The 21,269-nt window shown below is 60.3% G+C and carries 18 protein-coding genes; 4 read left to right on the top strand and 14 right to left on the bottom strand.

Annotated elements, in window-relative coordinates:
- Positions 1 to 19 precede the first annotated feature (19 nt).
- The 7 genes from EKN07_RS04645 to EKN07_RS04615 form a co-directional block, all read right to left on the bottom strand.
- Positions 20 to 439, bottom strand: coding sequence for a DUF3830 family protein (locus EKN07_RS04645; RefSeq protein ID WP_108716518.1), 420 nt, complete (start codon positions 437 to 439; stop codon positions 20 to 22).
- 51 nt (positions 440 to 490) lie between these two features.
- Positions 491 to 1,486 carry an aspartate carbamoyltransferase gene (locus EKN07_RS04640; protein ID WP_108716519.1) on the bottom strand — a complete coding sequence of 332 codons (996 nt, stop codon included), beginning with the start codon at positions 1,484 to 1,486 and terminating at the stop codon, positions 491 to 493.
- A gap of 123 nt (positions 1,487 to 1,609) precedes the next feature.
- Positions 1,610 to 2,938: an allantoinase AllB gene (gene allB / locus EKN07_RS04635; protein ID WP_108716520.1), complete on the bottom strand. Its 1,329-nt coding sequence runs from the start codon at positions 2,936 to 2,938 to the stop codon at positions 1,610 to 1,612.
- Positions 2,935 to 4,497: an NCS1 family nucleobase:cation symporter-1 gene (locus EKN07_RS04630; protein WP_126145754.1), complete on the bottom strand. Its 1,563-nt coding sequence runs from the start codon at positions 4,495 to 4,497 to the stop codon at positions 2,935 to 2,937. The genes allB and EKN07_RS04630 overlap by 4 nt, the downstream gene beginning before the upstream one ends.
- A gap of 50 nt (positions 4,498 to 4,547) precedes the next feature.
- Positions 4,548 to 5,501: a carbamate kinase gene (gene arcC, locus EKN07_RS04625; RefSeq protein WP_126145753.1), complete on the bottom strand. Its 954-nt coding sequence runs from the start codon at positions 5,499 to 5,501 to the stop codon at positions 4,548 to 4,550.
- 63 nt (positions 5,502 to 5,564) lie between these two features.
- Positions 5,565 to 6,287, bottom strand: a complete 723-nt coding sequence (locus EKN07_RS04620) for an aspartate/glutamate racemase family protein (RefSeq protein WP_108716522.1) — start codon at positions 6,285 to 6,287, stop codon at positions 5,565 to 5,567.
- 547 nt (positions 6,288 to 6,834) lie between these two features.
- Positions 6,835 to 7,641 carry an IclR family transcriptional regulator gene (locus EKN07_RS04615; protein WP_108716523.1) on the bottom strand — a complete coding sequence of 269 codons (807 nt, stop codon included), beginning with the start codon at positions 7,639 to 7,641 and terminating at the stop codon, positions 6,835 to 6,837.
- 331 nt (positions 7,642 to 7,972) lie between these two features.
- Between EKN07_RS04615 and EKN07_RS04610 the strand changes: the two genes are divergently transcribed.
- Positions 7,973 to 9,283 carry an MATE family efflux transporter gene (locus tag EKN07_RS04610; protein ID WP_126145752.1) on the top strand — a complete coding sequence of 437 codons (1,311 nt, stop codon included), beginning with the start codon at positions 7,973 to 7,975 and terminating at the stop codon, positions 9,281 to 9,283.
- Here the strand turns inward: EKN07_RS04610 and EKN07_RS04605 are convergent.
- Genes EKN07_RS04605 through galK form a run of 4 tightly spaced genes read right to left on the bottom strand, consistent with a single transcriptional unit; the run spans position 9,249 to position 13,955 of the window.
- A complete protein-coding gene (locus EKN07_RS04605) occupies positions 9,249 to 10,415 on the bottom strand; it encodes a LacI family DNA-binding transcriptional regulator (RefSeq protein ID WP_108716524.1) in 1,167 nt (388 codons plus the stop codon). The genes EKN07_RS04610 and EKN07_RS04605 overlap by 35 nt on opposite strands.
- Positions 10,376 to 11,338 carry an aldose 1-epimerase family protein gene (locus tag EKN07_RS04600; protein ID WP_126145751.1) on the bottom strand — a complete coding sequence of 321 codons (963 nt, stop codon included), beginning with the start codon at positions 11,336 to 11,338 and terminating at the stop codon, positions 10,376 to 10,378. Before EKN07_RS04600 ends, EKN07_RS04605 begins: the two co-directional genes overlap by 40 nt.
- Entirely contained in the window at positions 11,335 to 12,744 is a 1,410-nt protein-coding gene (locus EKN07_RS04595; RefSeq protein ID WP_126145750.1) for a UTP--glucose-1-phosphate uridylyltransferase, read from the bottom strand. Before EKN07_RS04595 ends, EKN07_RS04600 begins: the two co-directional genes overlap by 4 nt.
- Positions 12,741 to 13,955, bottom strand: a complete 1,215-nt coding sequence (gene galK / locus EKN07_RS04590) for a galactokinase (protein WP_126145749.1) — start codon at positions 13,953 to 13,955, stop codon at positions 12,741 to 12,743. Before galK ends, EKN07_RS04595 begins: the two co-directional genes overlap by 4 nt.
- 188 nt (positions 13,956 to 14,143) lie before the next feature.
- On the opposite strand from galK, the gene EKN07_RS04585 reads away from it, so the two are divergent.
- The 3 genes from EKN07_RS04585 (at position 14,144) to galE (ending at position 17,229) form a co-directional block, all read left to right on the top strand.
- Positions 14,144 to 15,853, top strand: coding sequence for a sodium:solute symporter family protein (locus EKN07_RS04585; protein WP_126145748.1), 1,710 nt, complete (start codon positions 14,144 to 14,146; stop codon positions 15,851 to 15,853).
- Positions 15,854 to 15,864: 11 nt separating this feature from the next.
- Positions 15,865 to 16,137: a hypothetical protein gene (locus EKN07_RS04580; protein WP_108716528.1), complete on the top strand. Its 273-nt coding sequence runs from the start codon at positions 15,865 to 15,867 to the stop codon at positions 16,135 to 16,137.
- 123 nt (positions 16,138 to 16,260) lie between these two features.
- Positions 16,261 to 17,229: a UDP-glucose 4-epimerase GalE gene (galE, locus tag EKN07_RS04575; RefSeq protein WP_108716529.1), complete on the top strand. Its 969-nt coding sequence runs from the start codon at positions 16,261 to 16,263 to the stop codon at positions 17,227 to 17,229.
- Between the two features lie 161 nt (positions 17,230 to 17,390).
- On the opposite strand, the gene EKN07_RS04570 is transcribed toward galE, so the two are convergent.
- From EKN07_RS04570 to EKN07_RS04560, 3 genes are all read right to left on the bottom strand, one after another.
- A complete protein-coding gene (locus EKN07_RS04570) occupies positions 17,391 to 18,290 on the bottom strand; it encodes an SMP-30/gluconolactonase/LRE family protein (protein WP_126145747.1) in 900 nt (299 codons plus the stop codon).
- Between the two features lie 229 nt (positions 18,291 to 18,519).
- Complete coding sequence (locus EKN07_RS04565) at positions 18,520 to 19,935, bottom strand: GntP family transporter (RefSeq protein WP_108716530.1); 1,416 nt, start codon at positions 19,933 to 19,935, stop codon at positions 18,520 to 18,522.
- Positions 19,936 to 19,938: 3 nt separating this feature from the next.
- Positions 19,939 to 20,826, bottom strand: coding sequence for an NAD(P)-dependent oxidoreductase (locus EKN07_RS04560; RefSeq protein ID WP_126145746.1), 888 nt, complete (start codon positions 20,824 to 20,826; stop codon positions 19,939 to 19,941).
- Positions 20,827 to 21,269: the final 443 nt, after the last annotated feature.

Below are 21,269 nucleotides of genomic sequence, written 5' to 3'. Positions count from 1 at the left end.
CTGTGGTTCGTCAATCTCCTCAGTCGTCGATTTCACGGAAGGTGATCTCTTGCGCGCCTTCCCACAGGAGTTTCTCGCCCAGCTCCGCCAGGTGCTCATTGCCCTCCACGATCCGTGCCAGCGGATTTCCGGGCAGCTGCCCTGCCTTGGACGCGAAATTCGTGTACCCGTATGCCAGCAGGATCTCCGTTTCGGACTTGCCTCCCGGGTAAATCACGACTTCACCCGGATGTGGGTAGCAGGTGCCGTTCTCGGGCTCCAATTCCAGGTCCAGATCACCGAAGGGGATCCAGCCCGCCTGACCTGACCAGCGCACGTGAATCATGCGCGAGGTCAGAGGCATGAGCTTTTCCCGGAAGGCCTTGACCGTCTTCGGTCCTTCCTCTTCTTGGTACTCTGCGATGAAGGTGAAACCACCGGCGGTTATCTCGAGCTTCATTGTTATTTCTCCAATCTTTTCGTCGCTACAATTTTTGAGTCGTTGCTACTCTCACAGGCCGAGGATCGATGCCAATAGGGCCATGCGGATGGACACGGATTGCAGGATCGCCCGGAAGTAGAGTTGATGCGGGGTGTTATCGATGGCGAGGTCCATCTCGCCGGCACGGCGGGGCAGCGTGTGGGTCACGTACACCATGTGGCCCTTCTCCGCCTCGTCGCGCAGGGTGTCGTAACGGATCAGGTAACGGTCCATCAACTTCTTGAAGGCTTCCGCCTCCGCGCCCGCCGGTGCCGAGCAGCCGGGTAGGTAGATGTAGTCCTGGGTGCGTACGAAGTTGTTGAAGCCGTCCTGATCGAAGTCGAATTCTTCCTTCAAGTCGACGTTGAACTCTGTGCGGATACGATCAGTTACCTCGTTGGGGGTACGCAGATCGGAGTCGGAACAGATGGTTACATCGGCACCCAGGCGTGCCAGGCCGTAGGCCATGGAGTGGCCGGTGCGGGCCTCGATCATATTCGGCGAGACGACGGCGACCTTCAGACCGTCGAAGTGCCCGAAGCGACGCCAGATGGTGTAAAGGTCGAGCAGGGCTTGTGTTGGATGCTCCCAGTGGCCCCACCCGCCGTTAATCACCGGACACTCAGCAGCCTCGGCTCCGCGCCGCGCTTCGTCCTCGTCGTAGTGGCGAATCACCGCCACATTTGCGTACTGCGAGATGCAACGCATGGTGTCCTCAATGGACTCCTCCTTGGCAACCGAGGAAGTCACTTTCGGGTTCGCTTCCACGATGACGTGGCCGCCCATACGCTCCATGGCTGTCTGGAAGGACATCCGGGTGCGGGTGGAGGGCTGGAAGAACATCAACGCCAGCATTTTGTCGTCGAACAGGTCGATCTTCGACCTGTTGAATAGTTCGAGGCTCTTACCCAGTTCGAACAATTTGAGCAGTTGCTCGGGGCTGAGGTCGTTAATGGAGATGAAGGACTTGCCGACATTGTCGACTGCTTCAATCATTTCCTTCATCGAACGCATGTATTCGGACACGGTTATCTCCTTAGTTTTTGATTTGCCTGTTTTCTGGTGTTGGTTTGCGGCCCGGTCGGCCTGCGGCGCCCCGCCAATTTGTGGTGCGCACTCTCTGGTGCACGACCGACCGGGTCACTGCGTTCAGCCGCGGCGAATGAGCCGCCCCGCCTTGGAATCGCGGTCCACCGCCCTCCCGCGCAGGATTGTCTGGTGGACGACCCCCTTGAGCATGCGACCGTTGTAGGGACTGATCTTGTTCTTGTGCTCAAGTCTCTCGACGTCCACGGTGAAGGTCTCCTCCGGGTCCACCACCGCGAAATCGCCGTCCTTGCCCACTGCGATGGCGCCCTTGGTCGGAAGGTCGAAGGTTGCAGCCGGAGCGGAGGCGAACCAGCGTGCAATGTCGGAGAGTGTGGCGCCGAACTGGGCTCCGGCGGTCAGTACGGCCGACAGTCCGAGTTGGACGGACGACACACCTCCCCATGCGGCTCCGAAATCACCACTCTCGCGCCGCTTGAGATCGGCTGTGCAGGGAGAGTGGTCCGAGGCAATATGATCGATCGTCCCATCCAACAGCCCTTGCCACAAGGCCCGGCGGTTCTCCTCCTCACGCAGCGGCGGCGCACACTTGTACTCAGTTGCGCCGTCGGGAATCTCCTCCGCCGCGAATGTGAGGTAGTGCGGGCAGGTTTCCACGGTGATGCGGACTCCGTCCGCTTTCGCCGCACGGATCAGTGGCAGCGCCTCCGCACTGGCCAGGTGCAGGATATGTACCCGGGCACCGGTGTCGCGTGCCGCAGCAATGACCTGCCGGATGGCCTCGTTCTCCGCCTCGCGCGGCCGCGAGGCGAGGTAATTGGCGTAGGACGGGCCGAAGTTCTGCGGTGCCTGTGCCAGGATTCCCGCATCCTCACAGTGAATAATCATGACGGCGTCGAGGCGCGCGATCTCCTCCAGATCATTGCGCAGTTCGTCGTAGCCGAGGTACCCGTATTCATCGATACCCGAATGCGCGGTGAAACACTTGAAGCCGAAGACTCCTCGCTCCCACAGCGGCCCGAGTTCTCCACGATTTCCCGGTACGGCTCCCGCCCAGAGGCCAACGTCAACGGAGAGCTTTCCGGCGGCGGCCTCCTGCTTCAACTCCAGGTTCTCCACCGTTGTAGTGGGCGGATCGGAGTTCAGCGGCATATCGATAATGGTGGTGATTCCACCGGCACGTGCCGCACGCGTCGCCGACTCGTATCCCTCCCATTCCGTACGCCCCGGCTCGTTAACGTGCACGTGGGAGTCGAGTAGACCGGGCAGAAGTACCTGGTCATCCGGTACCACGATTTCGTCGTCGGCAACGATCTCGGCGTCGACCGGTTGAATATCGGTAATGACTCCATCCGTCACGACGACGGCAGCGGACTCAATTCCCGTTGGAAGAACCGCGCGCTGGGCCCGGATCACTAGTGTTGTACTCATTGTTGATTGCTCTCCTTTGCTGTTGCAGCAGCCGCTGAGTTACTCGCCGTCGCCTCAGAGGCTGCGGAGCCGGGAACCTCAACCGAGTCCCGGTCAGCATCCAAATCAACCTGCATGGCCTGCTGGACAGCGGCCAAGAGGTACGGGTCGTTGCGTGAAATGAAGTAGTGGACCACGAAGGCAATGCCTGCCCCGATGAACCACGAGAAGGGGCTGAGGAACTTCGCCCACTGCCACGGACCAACGGCCACAAGAATTGACGGAATCGAGGCAATGAAGAAGGTTGCCACGGCTCGCATATTCCATCCGTTGTCGAAACTGTGCATGCCTTTGGCCTTGAACAGCTCCGAGACCTGCACCTTCTGCTTTCGCAGGATGAAGTAGTCAACGATGATGATGCCAAACAGCGGTCCAAGTACCGCGCCGAGGGCAGCAAGGAAGGTATTGATAATGAAGGGGTTGTTGTAGAGATTCCACGGGGTGATCAGAAGCGCTATCACCGCCGAGATGAGACCGCCACGAACGAAGTTGATCTTCGACGGCCATGCGTTTGCCAGGTCGTAGGCGGGCGAGACGAAATTGGCAACCACGTTGATTCCCAGTGTTGCCACCGTGAATGTCAAGGCTCCGAGGATCGAAGCGGTAACGGAATCGATACGTCCTACCAACTCCACCGGGTCGTAGACGTACTCCCCGTAGATCTGGAAGGATCCTGCGGTCACAAGCACAGACACCACCGAGAAGGCGATGAAGTTAACCGGAAGGCCCCAGAGGTTGGCCCACCATACGGCCTTCTTCGTCGGAGAGAACCGGGCGAAGTCACAGAAGTTCAGCAACAGAGTCGAGAAGTAAGTGACGGTCAGCGCGATGGCGGCCAGGAAGGCATGAGACATTCCCCAAGTCGCCGTTCCGGAGGCGACGGTCAGAGAAATGTTCCAGTCGCACTTGTACATAACCCAGATGGTCAGCGCCGCCATAACAACCCAAACCGCTGGACCGGCAAAGTCTTGGAACTTGCGGATCGTCTCCATGCCATTGCGCAGCAGCAACAGTTGCAACGCCCACATGAAGAGGAATGCCAGCCACCCAAGGAGTGTTTCCCCTAAGAACTTCTGCTGGCCCCACTCGTTGATGTCGGGCCAGATGTCTGCCGCCAGCACAATCACGGCGCGGGAGGCCAACCAGGTCTGAATGCCGTACCAGCAAATTGCCACAAACCCGCGGGTCAAGGCCGGTAGGTTGGAACCGATAGTGCCGAAGGCAATACGTGCCAATACGGGATAACACAATCCAGTCTTCTGCCCGGCGAATCCCACCAGATTCATAAGGAAGAAGACGGCGATAATGCCGATCGAGAGACCTGCAAAGACGTGGATCGCGCCTAGGCCCAGGGCGAAGAGCCCCGCCGCGAAGGTGTAGCCACCGATAGAGTGGATGTCAGACATCCACATAGCGAAAAGGGAGTAGAAGCTCCAGTGCCTGGTCTTGGCAGGAGCAAGATCCTCATTGATTAGGCTGGGGGTGATCTCACCACCAGTCTGCGGAACTTGTGAACTCATGTCGTACCTTTCTGGTGCGAACGGCGGCCAGGGCCGCTAGTGTGTGTTGGTTATTGCGTGATGCTTGTGCCGGCGTTGCCGGCAACGGCGTCTTTCAGGAGAGGAAGAGATGTGATGATGACTCTCTTTCCCCCTTGTTCGAGGAAGTTGATGGCAGCCTCGATTTTCGGCGCCATCGAGCCTGCGCCGAACTGTCCCTCGGCAAGGTACTTCTTGGCTTCAGCCACGGTGAGTCGGTGCAGCTCTTGTTGCTCGGGGGTGTTGAAGTTGATCGCGACCGTGTCCACGGCAGTGCAGATAACAAACGTTTCCACCCCGAGCAAGGAAGCAAGAAGTGCAGAGGCGCGATCTTTGTCGATCACGGCTTCTACACCGCTTAGTTCTCCCGATTCTTCGCGTGATACCGGAATTCCGCCGCCACCTACGGCAACCACCAGGCAGCCCGCTGCAACAAGCGTTGTGATGACGTCCTTCTCGACGATATCGCGCGGAATGGGTGAAGGAACGACGCGGCGATATCCGCGTCCGGCATCCTCCCGCACGGCCCAACCATCCTCGACCTCGCGCCGTTTTGCCGTTTCCTCATCCATAAAAGAGCCGATTGGCTTGGTTGGATCGGCAAAAGCTGGGTCGTTCTTATCCACGATGGATTGCGTGACCACTGCAGCAATGGAACGGTCAATGTTACGGTTCGCTAGTTCGTTACGAAGTGAACGCGAAAACATGTACCCGGTCGCGCCCTGCGTATCAGCGCCGAGGTAGTCGAGCGGAATAGCAGGGAGTTCGGCCGAGGCGAGCTCCACTCTCCGTAGCAGGAACCCTACCTGTGGCCCATTGCCGTGCGTGATAACCGGGGTGTAGCCCTCCTGGACCAAGTCGGCTATATACGATGACGATTCCCGGACAGCCTCCACCTGATCGGTTACTGCAACATGGTGTTTGTCGCGTATAAGTGCATTGCCGCCAACGGCAATGACGACGGTTTGTCTAGCGTTTGCGGACATCTCCGTCCTTTCCGTCCTTTCTCATTGGGCCATTCGCCCGCTCAATTGCTCGCTGCGCAGCGTCTATTTTCCGCTGAGCGGCCAGCCAGTTACTTTCTTTGGGTTCGGAGCTGCATAGCTACGAACCTTCGATGTACTCAACCCGAGCGCAACCAGCGACTCGGCGAGCTTGACCGCCGCGGTAACTCCTTCGACTACGGGAATGCTCAGCTGCGCCGATATTTCGCGGTCCAGTCCCGCCATTCCGCCACAACCGAGCACAATCACCTCCGCGTGGTCTTCGGCAACCGCTCGTTCGGCCTCCCGCGTGATGGCCGCTTTTGCGGTCACAGTGTCTTCCAACTCAAGAACACCGAGCCCGGTCGAGCGCACAGACGCACAGTGGCGATCAAGCCCGTATGAAAGCAGGCGATCTTCAATCGGAGGCACATTTCGGTCGAGGGTGGTCACCACGGAGAAGCGATCACCGAGCAGCATGGCCATATGTGCAGCAGCCTCGGTTATGTCAACCACCGGTGTCTCCACCAGTTCCATAACCCCTTCTTTGCCGTGCTCTCCGAATCCAGCGAGCACGACAGCGTCATATGAGTCCCGGTAGGTCGCGACAACATCCATAACGGCCACCGCCGCTAGATAGGATTCGAAGTTCCCTTCCACGGACTCCGCACCGAATGACGGAGTCAGCTCGACGATCTGCGTTCCCGGGCCCACGACGGCCCGTGCCGCATCGCCGATGCTTTGCGTCATGCTCTCCGTTGTATTCACATTGACTACAAGGATCTTCATCGAGTCCTCCTCTTCGTTTCGATCACAGTACCACGGCTTTCCGTCAGATGGAATACTTTTTTCGCTAGTTAGAAGAAGGTACCGCAGCGTAAGAAGGGCATAAAAAGTACGAGTTGCGCAGAAATCGGCTTGATATCACGCAAAAACGGGCACACATCGAGGGATTGAGGGCGTGCCTCTCTTTTCCGTCATACGGGAAAGAGAGGTGCCACCGCCATTCGTATAGGCGTATTTGGAGGCCCTTGCTCCTCCCACCATTGGGAGCTGTAGCCGCCATGCAGCACGTCTATGGAAATGTGTTCTCAGACACATTGGGGCTGCGCATGGTAGAGGAGCCGACCCGTAGGGAGGGGATCGCTGTTCCCGGGCACAAGTCCCGGTGCGAGTCTATGTGATCGGTGTGCACGCAAGCACCGTCGGTGGCAACATGGCTTATCTGCACCGGGCGGAGCGTATGCCCACACATCCACACAACAACGCATCACCGGCGCCCTACACGAGCCGAGTACACCGAATGAACTACAAGCTAGGAACCTTTCAGCTGCGATTACTCGATTCCCGCCGCCTGACGCTCCTCCTCCGCAGCACGCCGTTCTTCCGCAAGAAGCTGCGCAATACTGCTCGCCGTTTCTCGAAGAACCGGTACAGCATGCGTCTCCACCGTGTCCAGATCGATACGCCCAACGGGCGCAGCAACTGACACTGCCAAGTACAGATCACCCGGTACGGCTACCGCAACGCAGCACACGCCCACCTCGTGCTCGTTATCGTCGATGGCATATCCGCGTTCACGCACCAAATCGATATGTTCCCGCAATGCTTGCGGATCGGTGATCGTGCGCGGAGTCAGGGCACGCAACTCGCACCGGTCAATCGTTTTTCCGGCCTGGCTCGATGGCATTGCCGCGAGGATGGCCTTCCCCACCCCCGTCGCATGTAGCGACACTTGGTTCCCTACCTCTGTGAACATTCGCATCGAACGCTCCGAGGGAACATGCGCGATGTATCGTGCGAAGTCCTGATCGAGCATGGCCACCGACACAGATTCACCCAGCTCTTCCACCGTCTTGGTCAACAGTGGCCGCAGAGCGACGCCGAGGGCACCCCCTGCGTAACGGGACAGCGAAATGAGCCGGGTTCCCAGGGCGTATCTGCGCCGCGGGGTTTGGTACACGTACCCAGATGCGATCAGGGTGTGCAGCAGGCGATGAATGGTCGGCATCGGAAGCTTCGTTGCTTCCGCTATCTCCGTGATACCAATCGGCATGCCGGCCCGTGCAACAATTTCGAGAATCTCGAGTGCTCGGCTGACCGATTGAACGGTTGATTGACCTTTCGCAGCCCGGTTACTCATCGGCTGGGCTTCCTTTCCTTACGCACTCATCACCAGATAACACGCGTCGTGCGCTCCAAGTGGAAACGAGTAGTGAATCGCGCAAATCCGCATTTATGGAAACAAATGTCCACCTAGCAAAATACGCCCTCGGAGCAGGTTATGCAGCCGATTTGATCGCGCGATGACGTACTCCACACAACGCCTGCATCTACCAGTCGATCCGATACGAGAGCCGGTCAGTAGGGCGGACTCCCCTCTATGCGCGACTCATCTCCGCTTCCACACCAAGGACTCCAACGGATGACGACCCAGCCCACACGGTTGCAAGCCCTCCGTGTACAATCGCGGCGTGCCTGAACGCGATATAGACCGAGAGATTCGGCGTCTTGCTCTTCCTTCGCTCGGTGCGCTCCTCATCGCGCCACTTCTGGTGGCCGTCGATTCGGCCATGGTCGGGCACCTCGGAACCTCCGAATTGGCCGGCCTAGCGCTGGCATCAACCGTCCTCACCACGATTGTGGGCCTGTGTATCTTTCTCGCCTACGCGACGACGGCGTCGACCGCAAGACTATTCGGTGCCGGCCGCCACCGGGAGGCGCTTAGTCGCGGTATCGACGGCATCTGGTTGGCACTCATTCTGGCTGTCATACTTGCAACCGGACTGCTGGCCTTCGGTGGACCGCTGCTGGAACTCTTTGGCTCCTCCTCCGACGTCGCACTACAAGCACGCCGCTACCTACATACCTCCGCCTTTGGACTGCCCGGCATGTTGGTGGTTCTTGCCGCCAACGGTACGCTACGCGGTTTGGGCGACACCACCACTCCGTTCTATGCGGCCGCGGGCGGGGCCGCCGCCAATGTGCCGCTGAACTTTCTTCTCATTTACCCCGTGGGCTGGGGCGTGGCTGGAGCAGGCGTCGGCACAGCGCTTGCCCAGACCGGAATGGGCCTGTGGCTGGTGAGCGTCGTCGTGCGCAGAGCGCGGCGAGAAGGGGCACGCACATCCTTCCGCGGCGCCGGAGTTCTTGCCTCGCTCAGCAGCGCCATGCCGCTGATAATCCGCACACTCTGCCTGCGTGCAGCCATCATCGGGCAGTTAACTGCGGCCACCCGTCTGGGTACCGAGGAGTTAGCGTCGAACCAGATCACCATGACCGTGTGGAACTTCGCGGCCTACGGGCTCGATGCCCTCGCCACCGCGGCGCAGGTACTGGTTGGTCAGGGACTTGGTGCGAAGGATAAAGTACGTGTTCGCGCAGTTTTGGCCCGATGCCTCAATCGTGGGGTTACAACTGGAGCACTGCTCGGAGCACTCCTCATCATTCTCAGCCCGTTGATCCCGCTCCTCATGACGGGCGACGGCGCCGTGCACAGCCTTGCCACCCACTCGCTGTGGGTCACCGCGCTCTGCCTGCCGATCGCCGCCGTCGCCTACATGCTCGACGGTGTTCTTATCGGAGCGGGCGACGCTCGCCGTCTCGCCTGGTATATGCTGGCATCCCTGCTGGTACTAGCACCATGCATCGCAGCTGTTGTGGCCTTCGGGCGCGGGCAGGTAGGACTGCTGGCGCTATGGGCCGCCTACGCCGGGGTGTTCATGGCCATGCGCGGCGCAACCATGCTCCTCAGAGTACGCGGTGAAGAGTGGATGGGCCTATAGTGCGCGGCGGAGCCGTACTTTCCCGCACGATCAATTGCGTGGGAATAAGAATCTGCTGCGGTTGCACGCCTTCCGGATCCTCCATAACCGCCAGTAGCGCCGACACCAGATTTCTTCCTACCGCCGCGAAGTCCTGCGAGATGGTGGTCAGCGGTGGCCACATCCATTCCGCCACCAGATTGTCGAAGCCGATCACCGAGACGTCGTCGGGAACACGCCTGCCCGCCTCGTACAGGGCACGCAGGAGGCCCAGCGCCATTTCGTCGTTGGCACAGTACACCGCAGTAATATCCGGGTTTTCGGCAATCCGTTGACCCAGTTGGTATCCGGAGCGCGGCGTCCAATCCCCGCGAAACACGGGAGGAACGCTACGCCCGGTTTCCCACAATGTTTCCATCCATGCGCGTTCGCGGGCCAATGCCTGTAAAGAATGCGTTGGACCGGCAATGTGATGGACGGTCTCATGCCCGAGTTCGAGCAGATGGCTGACCGCCGCTCTCGTGCCCGCCGCCTGGTCGCTTCCAACCGCGGTGTACTGCACCGACGGGCGGAAATCGCTCAGCACTATCGGCAAATTCCGCCGCCCGCTGGACAGTGCCGCCAATGGAGTCTCCAGGCGGAGCACGATCAGACCATCCACATACTGCCCGAGGAATTCCAGTGCGCGTGAAATATCCTCGGGATTGCTGGAGGGCGTATCCACCAAGGTCACGGGACGGTCAGCTTCACGAAGAGCCGCAACAACAGCCTCGGTGATATGAGCTTCACCGGTACGGGAGAGCTGATGACCGACGACGCCGATCGTGCCCAGCGTCCCAGAACGCAGGGCACGCGCCGCCCGATTCGGCACATAACCCAACTGATCCATTGCCTCGCGAACCCGCCGCGCGGTTTGCTCGCGCACATTCGATTGGCCGCGCACCACGCGGGATACCGTCTGCGGGGAGACCTCCGCCAGGGCAGCGACGTCGCGGATCGACACTCCTCGCCCTCCCAGGCGCGAACGCCCGCTCGCTGGAATGCCTTCGACCGCAGCTCCACCCCTTCCCGGCAAATGGCTGGGCGTATCGGCACTCCGCTCACCATCTGACGCTAAACGGACCGCGCGTGATCGCTCGTCCTTCGCAGGCATAACCCCCACCTCACCGAATATGTCTCACCGGGTTGCAGCGTGACCAACCCTTTGCCGGAGTTGAAAGCGTCCGCCGGGCACGACATCGGTTCGGCGGCAACACCGGAACGTTCAAAAGCTCCGATCTCGGGGAAATCCCCCGTGCAGATCTGCCAGTATTCTAGCGGGTGCTCCGCCCACACCGCGGCGGTCATGCCATCGGGCGATATCAACTCGGCCCAGGTGTACTCCCCGGAGAAGACTGCGGGCGCAAAGCCGTCGTCTAGCGAAACTCCACGCAATGATCGAGGTGTGCGGAAGTCCTTATCCGCCGGCAGAGCGCAGAACTCCTCCGGCAGTAGACGCTCATTGGCGCGCACCCATCCACTTGCCGCAACGCGCAACTCACACTCATCCACCGTGGCCTCCCCCGGTGAGAGCCAGGGATGAAAACCGACCCCGAAGGGCGCGGCCACCTCGCCGCAGTTCGTCGCGGTAAAGGCCACCACCAGGTCTTCGTCGTCGAGCAGGTAACGAACCCGTAATTCTAAGGGGAAGGGGTAACCCTCCAGCTCCCCGCCAATATCAAAGCGGAACTCCACGCTATCGGCGCTGCGATCTGTCACCGCCCATATCTGGTCATGGACAAAACCGTGATTCGCCACCCGGCGCGCGGGTTCGGTCACCGGGAGCTGGTACTCGTTGCCACCGAATTCGTATCGACCGTCAGCGAGCCGATTCGGCCAGGGAGCCAGAATCGCTCCGTGCATGGCCGGGGGTATTGGCCCCGGGTAGGTCACGACGACGTCGCGCGAGCCCACCCGGTACGCGCGCAGGCCCGCTCCACGTGGCGTCACAAGCGCCTGCGCATCGCCGCACGCGATCCTAACGTCTTCGGCACTACCGACATTGCCGCGATTCGACACCGCTTCCGCGCCGCTCATGCCTCCACCCCTGCATCGAGAACAGTGCCGTCGGCAATGGTCTGCGGGTCGCGGGCGACGAGTTCCACATCGCCACGCAGGTGAACCTCGGAACCGAAGGTCCAATCGCCGGTCACGGCCAACCGCGTGGCCTCTCGCAGCGATGGTGCACCGTGCGGGAAGCGGGCATCGAAATCGGCCATGCGCTTGTAGTAACGCGAGTCCAACTCCACCAATGGCGCCGCCTGCGGGACGAGCCGCAACTGGAAATCCTCTCCCAGCTCGTAGGCATCCGAGCGCAACAGCAGCAGATCGTCAGTTGTCTTCACCGGCAGGAAACGTGACCGATCAACCAACACCGGCAACGCTCCGTCGAAACGTTCCACAATGGCACCCAAAGCACACTCAATCTGATACACCTGCGGCGAATCCGGATTTGAGGGGTCCACGGTCTTTTGGTTGCGGATCAGTGGGAGTCCAGCCATGCCGCCACCCTCGTTCAGTACCTCGCGCAATGCCCGCAGGTCGAACCACAGATTATTCGTGTGGAAGAAGGGGTGCCGGGTTTCGTCGGTGAACCATTTCATATCATCCGCGGGGGTCTGTGCGGTGTCGCGCAGCACGATGCGCCCATCGGAGATCCGCCGTGCCAGATGACCACCCTTGCGGTCGGCGGGGGTGCGTTCGCACACTTCCGGAGCGTAGGGAGCTCCAGAGGCGGCGAACCAGGCGGCAATACGCCCATCCGGAGCGGCGCCGAGGTTATCCGCATTCGAAGTGCAGGCATACCGATATCCGCGCTCGATCAAGGTGTCGAGCAACCCAGTATCCAACAGTGACACATAGATATCCCCGTGCCCGGGCGGACACCATTCCAGGGAGGGATCCTCCGGCCAGTCAACCGGCTCCAGATTGTCCACCCGCAGCTTCGGCTCTTGGTGTTGCACGAAGTCTAGCGGCAAACCCTCCTGCACCAGGTCCGGGTACGCCGCGAGCGCGGCGAGGGTGTCGCGCTGCGTGCGGAAGGAATCCATGAAGATCAGTGGCATCCGAACACCGAAGGCGCTGCGCACATGGCGCACTTGACCGGCGATAATATCCAAGAAGCTCAGCATGGCGCCGTCGGGGGGACCGGTACGAACCGGCAACAGAGACTTGGCACGATCCATGCCCATGGAGGTACCGAGTCCACCGTTGAGTTTGATGAAGACGGTATGGCGCAAGGCCTCCGCCTGTTCAGACACGGGCGGCTCAATGCCCCGCGCATCCGCCACCGCAGTCACGGGTTGAATGCTGTGCTCCGGTATTAAACCGGTGCTTCCCTCTTCCAATTGGCGGTAGTACTCACCGAAGACGCGGATGAACAGTTCCGGCATTCCCGCTGCACGCATACGCACGGCGGCAGCCTCCAGACCCTTATCGCTCATAGTGCCTCTTCCTCCTCGTTGATGCGCCGTCCGGCCTCGGAGGCTGTCGCCTCCAAAAATCGTGGCGCGATCCATCCATTGTCTACGAACGCCCTATCCACTGCAGCCATTGTTGCCTCCAGATTGCCCTGTTCTATTAGCGCAATGGCGGAGCCGCCGAAGCCGCCACCGGTCATACGGGCACCCCATGCCCCAGCAGCACGGGCAGCCTCCACCGCAGTGTCAAGTTCGGCGCAACTCACTTCGTAATCGTCACGCAGCGATGCGTGTGATGCATTCATGAGAGCGCCGAGCTCGCCGTATTCACCCTCCGTCAGCAGTTCCACGAACTCCTGCGTGCGTTCGATCTCGGTAACCACATGCCTGACTCTTCGCACCGCCTCCGGATCATTCAGGCGCGAAAGCGTACCCTGCGGATCAGGCAACTGCCGTAGCGTCTCCACTCCTTCCAGTGCCGCGACCCGCTCACAAACCGCACGCCGCTGCCCATACTGCCCATCCACCAAGGAATGCTTGGCCTGCGTGTCAATAACAAGTATTGTCAGGCCCTGCGCGGCAAGGTCGAATGGCACTTGCGTTGTTGCTCCCGTCAGACAGTCGAGCTGTAGCGCATGATCCTTCGTAGTGAGTAACGACGCCGCTTGGTCCATACCCCCGGTTGGTGCACCGACGACGTCGTTCTCAGCGCTGACACACGCAGCTACCAATTCGGCTCGAACTGCGGGGGATGTGGCAAGGCCGAGCCCGTACACCTCGTCGAGCGCAAGTCCCATCGCACATTCCAACGCCGCCGAGGATGACAGCCCCGCTCCCAGTGGCACGCAGGAGACCACTGCGGCGTCAAAGCCGCCTAGCGCGTGCCCCTTGCGCTGGAGAGCCCAGGCAACACCCGCCGCATAGGCGACCCACGCCGGAATCTCGGCCTCGGGATGTACAGAGCTCAACTCACCTTCCCACCGGGCTGCACCGCTCTCATCCGATACGAGGCGGAGCCGCGTGTCCTCACGTCGCCGCAACGCCACATAGGTGCGATGGGGCAGCGCAATCGGCAGGCAAATCCCACCGTTATAGTCCACGTGTTCGCCGATCAAGTTGATGCGCCCGGGTGAGGCCCATACACCATCCGGGCCATCGAGCTCCGGAAATGCCCCCGCGAATAATTCACGTGCCCGGCGGGCTCCCTCATTTGCCGACCACGCGGGTATCTTCATGGAAGGTTTCTGCACTTTACCTCCTCCTTCGGCCACAGTGCCGTCCATAAAGAGGATGATAACGTAACACTTTGAATCTAACAATCCCGTTGACAGCGTGAGATTCCCTTGCAAGAATCAGAATGATTACGTCATCATCTGGAGCGTATCAAAGTCGAACACACACCGCTGAAAGGACATCGACGACGATGACACATTTGATCCACGCCTATGGCGTCGATTACCTCGTCATAGCGATCTACTTCGCGGCCGTTCTCGGTATCGGTCTTATCGCCCGAAGGCAGGCCTCCAGCTCCATCGGGTTCTTCCTCTCTGGTCGTTCCCTACCCGCCTGGGTAACGGGACTCGCCTTCATCTCCGCCAACCTGGGTGCCGTCGAAATCATGGGGCACTCGGCCAATGGCGCCGAATACGGCTTGCCAACCCTGCATTACTTCTGGGTGGGTGCCGTACCCGCCATGCTCTTCCTGGGCGTGGTCATGATGCCGTTCTACTACGGTTCAAAGGTCCGCTCCGTGCCGGAATTCATGCGCATGCGATTCGGTACGGGAGCTCACTTGGTCAACGCCCTCTCATTCGCCCTGGCACAGGTGCTTATCGCCGGCGTCAATCTCTTCCTGTTGGGGAGCATCGTCCACGCGCTTCTCGGTTGGCCGCTGTGGGTAGCCCTGGTTGTCGCCTCCGTCATCGTGTTGGCGTACATTACCTTCGGCGGCCTGAGTGCCGCCATTTATAACGAGGTCCTGCAGTTCTTCGTTATCGTCGCCTCCCTGCTGCCGCTGACGCTTATCGGCCTGCATCGCGTGGGCGGCTGGAGCGGCCTGAAGGAGAAGATCACCGAGGCGGCAGCGGCGGCCCCACCGGATGCACATGTGGCCTCCGCGAGTGAACAGCTGCACTCCTGGCCCGGCCAGGCTCTCTCCGGCTTCAATTCACCGGTTCTGTCTGTGATCGGTATAGTGTTCGGACTCGGCTTCGTGCTCTCCTTCGGATACTGGACCACGAACTTCGTGGAGGTGCAGCGCGCCATGGCCTCCGAATCCATGACCGCAGCCCGAAAGACGCCGATTATCGGTGCCTTCCCGAAGATGTTCGTTCCCTTTATCACCGTACTTCCCGGCATGCTCGCGGCCGTCCTCGTCACCGAAATCGCCGATGTCAAGAATGGCGAGCATGTGGCTGGCGGTGCCTCGGGTACGGGAGTGCAGTTCAATGACTCCCTGCTCTACCTCATGCGCGACCTTCTGCCCAACGGACTGCTCGGCCTGGCGATTACCGGCTTGCTCGCCGCCTTCATGGCTGGCATGGCGGCTAATATCTCCGCGCTCAATACCGTGTTTACGATTGACCTGTGGCAGACCTACGTGGTGAAGGACAAACCGGATGCCTACTATGTGAAGGCGGGCCGGATGTGTACGGTGGTGGCGACCATTGGGGCCATCTTCACGGCGCTTATCGCCAGCAAGTTCTCCAATATCATGGACTACCTGCAAACACTGTTCGGCTTCTTCAACGCACCGCTCTTCGCCACCTTCATCGTCGGTATGTTCTGGAAGCGAATGACTCCAACAGCCGGCTGGGTGAGCCTTATCGGTGGCACACTCTCTGCGGTGATCGTGTGGCTGCTCTCGCTGGTCGGTGTCATCAACCTACCCGGGCAGGGCACGGCCTTCGTTGCCGCCGCAACGGGGTTCGTCGTCGATCTCATCCTCGCCGTGCTCGTCTCCTTGGGGACGAAGCCGAAACCGGCCGAGGAATTGGTGGGCTTCGTCTACTCCGAGACGCCGAAGTCCAACTTCCATGACCCGGCACTGAAGACCATGCCCGTGCTCGCCCGCCCGGTACCCCTGGCATGCATTGCCCTCGCCATGGTCATCGTGCTCAACGTGCTGTTCTAAGGAGATGCAGGATGAGTAACACAACGAATAACCAACCACAGCGGCGTGCCGGACTCTTCGACGTCCGCAACGTGATCGGGATCATGATGGCATGTTTCGGCATCATCCTGACACTGACAGGAATTGTAGGCGATCCGGAACTCGAAAAGACCGGTGGCGTCAACGCCAACCTATGGGTGGGTATTGCCCTCCTCGGCGTGGCCTTGATCTTCGCCCTGTGGGCGTGGATCCGCCCCACATATGTGCCCGCCAAGGACGCCACCACAGGCGCACCAAGCAACTAATTCGACTTCGGTCCCGGCCTTTTTGGGAATCGGTCCCATTTCAGGAACCGACCGTAGGAACACGGCCGGGACCGAAGTTCTGTGGCTTCTCGTTAGCACTTCGATACAGGAGGAGATTTTCCTATGTCATGGCTCATCACCGGCGGTGCCGGTTATATCGGTTCCCATGTGGTCCGAGCTTTCGCACAGGCGAAACTCTCACCCGTAGTGATCGACGATCTATCCACCGGCCACGCATCCTTTGTGCCAGATTCCGTTCCATTCATCCGCGCCGATATCCGCGATACTGCACTCGTACAACGCACACTGCACGAATACGCCTGCGACGGCGTCGTCCACATCGCCGGTTTCAAATACGCCGGAGTGTCGGTCACCGAGCCGCTACACACCTACGACCAAAACGTGGAAGCCACCGTATCCGTGCTGCGTGCCATGCAGCATGCAGGCGTGCATCGCTACGTGTTCTCCAGTTCGGCATCGGTATACGGAACTCCCGACGTCGACCTCGTCACCGAGGACACCGCCCTGCATCCCGAATCACCGTACGGTCAGACCAAGCTCATCGGTGAATGGCTCAATGCGGATATGCACGCGGTGGACGAGCAATGGCAGGGTGTCAACCTCCGCTACTTCAACGTTGTCGGTTCCGGGGATACCGGACTATGGGATTCCAGCCCGCATAATCTGTTCCCCATGGTCTTCGACCGCCTGCTCGGCGGCGGCACACCACAAGTCAACGGCAATGACTACCCGACGCCCGACGGCACCTGTGTGCGTGATTACGTGCATGTAGCCGATATCGCCTCCGGTCACGTGCTGGCCGCGCAGGCGATGCTGGCAGGCCGTGACCTACTTCCTGCCTACAACCTGGGAAGTGGCGGCGGCACCTCGGTGCAGGAAATCATGGACGCCATTCGTCAAGTTACGGGTATCGACTTCACCCCCATTCAGGCACCACGCCGTGCCGGTGACCCGGCACGGATCGTCGCCGACGGCACCGCGGCAGGGCGAGATCTGGGATGGACCCGCCATTACGACCTGCGAGAAATGGTCCGCTCCGCCTGGGAATCGCGGCAGAACGCTTCCGCCTAAGCGCCTCGCACAGGAGGCTCTGCATAAGGGGTTGGTACTACCGACGTGGTACCAACCCCTTATGCATTGGCAGGCGCGTTCTCCTCCCGCTAGCCGTTCCGCCGTCTCCGGCAAGCCCGGCAGCATATGCCCAAGGTGCCGCGGCGATAGTCGCAATCCACTCAAGCACGCCCGGAGGCGTAACGACAATCGCGTGTATTGGTGTGAAGACGATAGATGGATGTCGAGGCGGCAATGAAGAGGTCTGTGCCGTCCGGCCCTCCGAAGCAGAGATTACCGATTTTCTCCGGCACTGGCACCCGCCCAATTTCCTCACCATCCGGCGAGAGAATCACCACGGCCTCCAAACTGGAGGACCACACGTTTCCGTGCTCATCCACCTTGATACCGTCGGGGACTCCCGGGCCGACCTGCGCGAAGTCCTCACCGTTCTTCAGCCGCCAATCGTCCACCATGTAGCGGCGGATATGGTTGCGCTCGAACGGAGTGCCTTCGCGGTTCAACGCGGAAGAATCTGCAATGTAGCAGATTGATTCATCGGGAGAGAACGCTATGCCATTGGGTTCGACCACGTCGGTAGCGGCTACCGTCAGCCGCCCTTCCGGGGTTATGCGGAATACCCAGTGATCACAGTACTCACGCGATCCGGGATGCCCTTCCTCCGGGTAGATGATTCCGTAGGCCGGGTCGGTGAACCAGATTGATCCGTCGGTGGTCACGACGATGTCATTGGGCGAATTGAAGCGGTGATCCTGCCAGCGGTCCACCACGGCCGTCACCTCGCCGTCGCGGTCGCGCTCGACTCGCCGCAGACCATGCGAACACTGCAGAACGGACCCATCGAGGTCAACGGTGCGGCCATTGACATGTTCGGTGTTTTCCGCGTGCAGAACAAGCTCGCCGGTAGTGGGATCCAGATCCCAGATCCGCGCGTGCTTAACATCTGAGAAACGCAGCACCTGTTCCTTGCGCAACCAGCATGGACCTTCAATCCACCAGCCGCCTTCATACAGGTGATCCAAAGTGGGGTTGTCACCCACCAGGTCTGTCAATGTGGTCATTTCCTTCTCCTTGCTATTGTGCCTTTGTGGTTGGTTGCTTCGAATATGGCACATCCTGGGCACGCCAACCACAACTTTCGCGACTGGCCTCTCCGCCACATCGCATCTGCCACGCTGTTACCCTCCGAAACCGTCGTGGCGGGAAGGTACGCGCCGGTTGCACTATAGGGGACCAAAACGGCCGCCTCTGGGTGGCGAAAGCCGTCCCGCCACCCAGCAGGCCACCGACTTAGCTGACCAGTGCGAATACAGCCCAGGTTAGTGCAAAGCCGATGAGGCTGAGTACGGTTGAGAGAACAGTCCACGTCTTCAGGCCGTCCTTCACCGACAAGCCAAGGTACTTCGTCACGATCCAGAACCCGGAATCATTGATATGCGATAGCCCGAGAGCACCGAAACCTATGGCCAGCGTGACAAGGACAGTTTCTATCCCCGTGAATCCGGCATTTGCAATCGGAACAGCCATGAGGCCGACACTCGTGTTGATCGCGACTGTGGCGGATCCCTGCGAAGCGCGCAGTACCAGAGATATCAGATAGGCGGCAAGAATAATCGGCATATTGAGGTCGATCAGCGTCTCGGACAGTGCGTCCCCGATGCCCGACTCCGTTAGTACGCCGGCGAACATGCCACCCGCACCGGTGACGAAGACGATCACCGCCACATCCGGTAGGGCCGAGTCCATGATGCTGCTGCGCCGTTCCAGGTTCCAGCCTTGCGAGCGCCCCACCACCAAGTAGGCCACAATCACCGCAACCGTCAGAGCCACCGCCGACGATCCGATCAGTGAGAGCCATCTTTGGGTGGTTGTCCCCTCCTTGAGGGCTATAGTGCTGACCGTTCCCAGCATGATCTGCAAGATCGGAAGCAGGATCAGGAGAATCACTGTTCCTGCTCCGATTGGTCGCACGGCACGCCGCAAGGCGGTCGCCGCACCGTCCTGCGCTCCGGAAGCCTCCACCGACGAGTCATTCTCCGCTCGCTCTGCCTGTAATTCCGCTGCCTTGCTGACCGGAGACTCCGACAGCTGAATTCCGTCAGTACGGATACTCTTGGCGATGAAATAGCCTCCCAGCACCGTGATTGCGCAAATCGGCAGACCGATCATAATCATCATGCCGTTATCGGCGCCGGTAGTACCAGCGGCAGCAACCGGTCCCGGATGCGGCGGCAATGCAACATGTACCGTCAGCAGGGCACCTGCCACTGGCAACCCGATTTTCAGCGGGTTCAAACCCGCTACTCGTGCAAAGCCGAACACGATGGGAGCGAGGATAATAAAGCCGACGTCGAAGAAGACGGGGATGCCGAGGATGAATGCCGATGCCGTCACCGCAGCGATTACACGGTGCTCACCCAAGCGCAAAGTGAAGGCGCGCGCCAGGGAATCGGCTCCTCCGGCCATTTCGATCAAGCGGCCTAGAATCGCTCCCAGCCCGACCACGATCATCACCGATCCGAGGGTATCGCCCATGCCCCCTTGCAGCACGCCAACGATCTTTTGCGGCGCTATGCCAGTGGCCAGGGCGGTGCCAAGAGACACCAAGATGAGGGCAACGAATGCAGACATCTTGACCCCGATAACGAGAAGTAGCAGGACGAAGACCGCACCAACGGCGATCCCGAGTAGAGCTGCAGTGCTCATAAATCATTTCCCTTCGCCACGTACAACATTGATAATGGTCGAGTCGTCGTCGGCCCCGCGGCCCTGTGCCAGGCCAAGCACGTACAGCTGCTCCGCTGCCGCAGCCAGCGGGACGGAGAGGCCGACGCTTTTGGCTGCCGATGTCACGATACCCATATCCTTGACGAAGATATCCACGCGGGATGCCACCTCGGGGGTGCCGCCCTCATACGCCTCGATGGCGCGCGGACCGCGGTTACCCAGCATGAAGGACTCTGCGGCTCCCGACATCAGTGCATCGAGTGCCTTGCGCTGATCGAGGCCCAGCTTGCCGGCTAAAGCCAAGGCTTCCCCGGCCGCGGCGATATGCACACCACAAAGCAACTGGTTGACGGTTTTCATCGCCTGACCCTTACCGGGTTCATCGCCCACCAACACCAGGTTGCCCGCCATGGCCTCCAGTACCGGCAGAGCCGCCGCGTACACATCCGGGTATGCTCCACAGGTCACGAGCAGATCACCTTCACCCGCTCGCACCGGACCACCGGATACCGGGGCGTCGACCATGCCGATGCCATCGTCGGCCAGTCGAGCCGCCACCTCCATGACCGCGTCAACACCGACCGTGGACGTGAGGATAACGACGGCGCCCTGCTTCATAGCCGTTACGACGCCGGCGGCGCCGTACAACACATCCTCAAGCTGCGCTCTATTACGCACGGCAATCAGTACGGCGTCGGCGCCCTCAACGGCGTCGCGAGCGGTAGTCACCGTCTCAACACCGGCCTCGGCGGCCAGTTGCCGCCGCTGGTCGAAAAGGTCATAACCGCTCACTTCGAAGCTCTTCGAGAGCCAGGTAGCCATAGGAAGCCCCATTGCTCCGAGCCCGAGAACCGCTACGCGTTGTGTCATGATTTTCTCCTGTTTTCTTACTTGATGGGGATTTTCTACTTGATCGGAATCGGTCTGCAATGACCGGTGGCTGCATGCCCGTGCGGGCATGCGCTGTGCAGAGAGGTCTATTGCGGCGCTCCCGTGGCAGCAGCGCCGCGGATTCGGGGATGTGGGCGGTCACTCGAGGTGCATATTCATCCGAGTGTTCCGGGGAGCCGTCTCGCACCTACAGGTGTTTATCGGCTTGTGGGGCTAGGCGACTGTGCAAGACTTGGTGGCCCTGCGGGGCTAGGAGTAGTTCTTCGGGAGGTTGTGCCAGGCCTGGTGGCTCTTCGTAGCTTTGCCGCCTTTCGGGGCTAGGCAGCGCTTCGCAGTTTGGCGGATGAACCGGGGCGGAAGGGGTGTTTCCGCAAGCGGAGATCCGCCTCCGCGTGCCCGGCGGCGGTCGGGGGCCACCGGGC

The organism is Actinobaculum sp. 352, assembly GCF_003957265.1.
In the GTDB taxonomy this organism is placed as follows: Bacteria; Actinomycetota; Actinomycetes; order Actinomycetales; family Actinomycetaceae; genus Asp313.
This window is presented reverse-complemented; position numbering and strand designations above follow the sequence as displayed.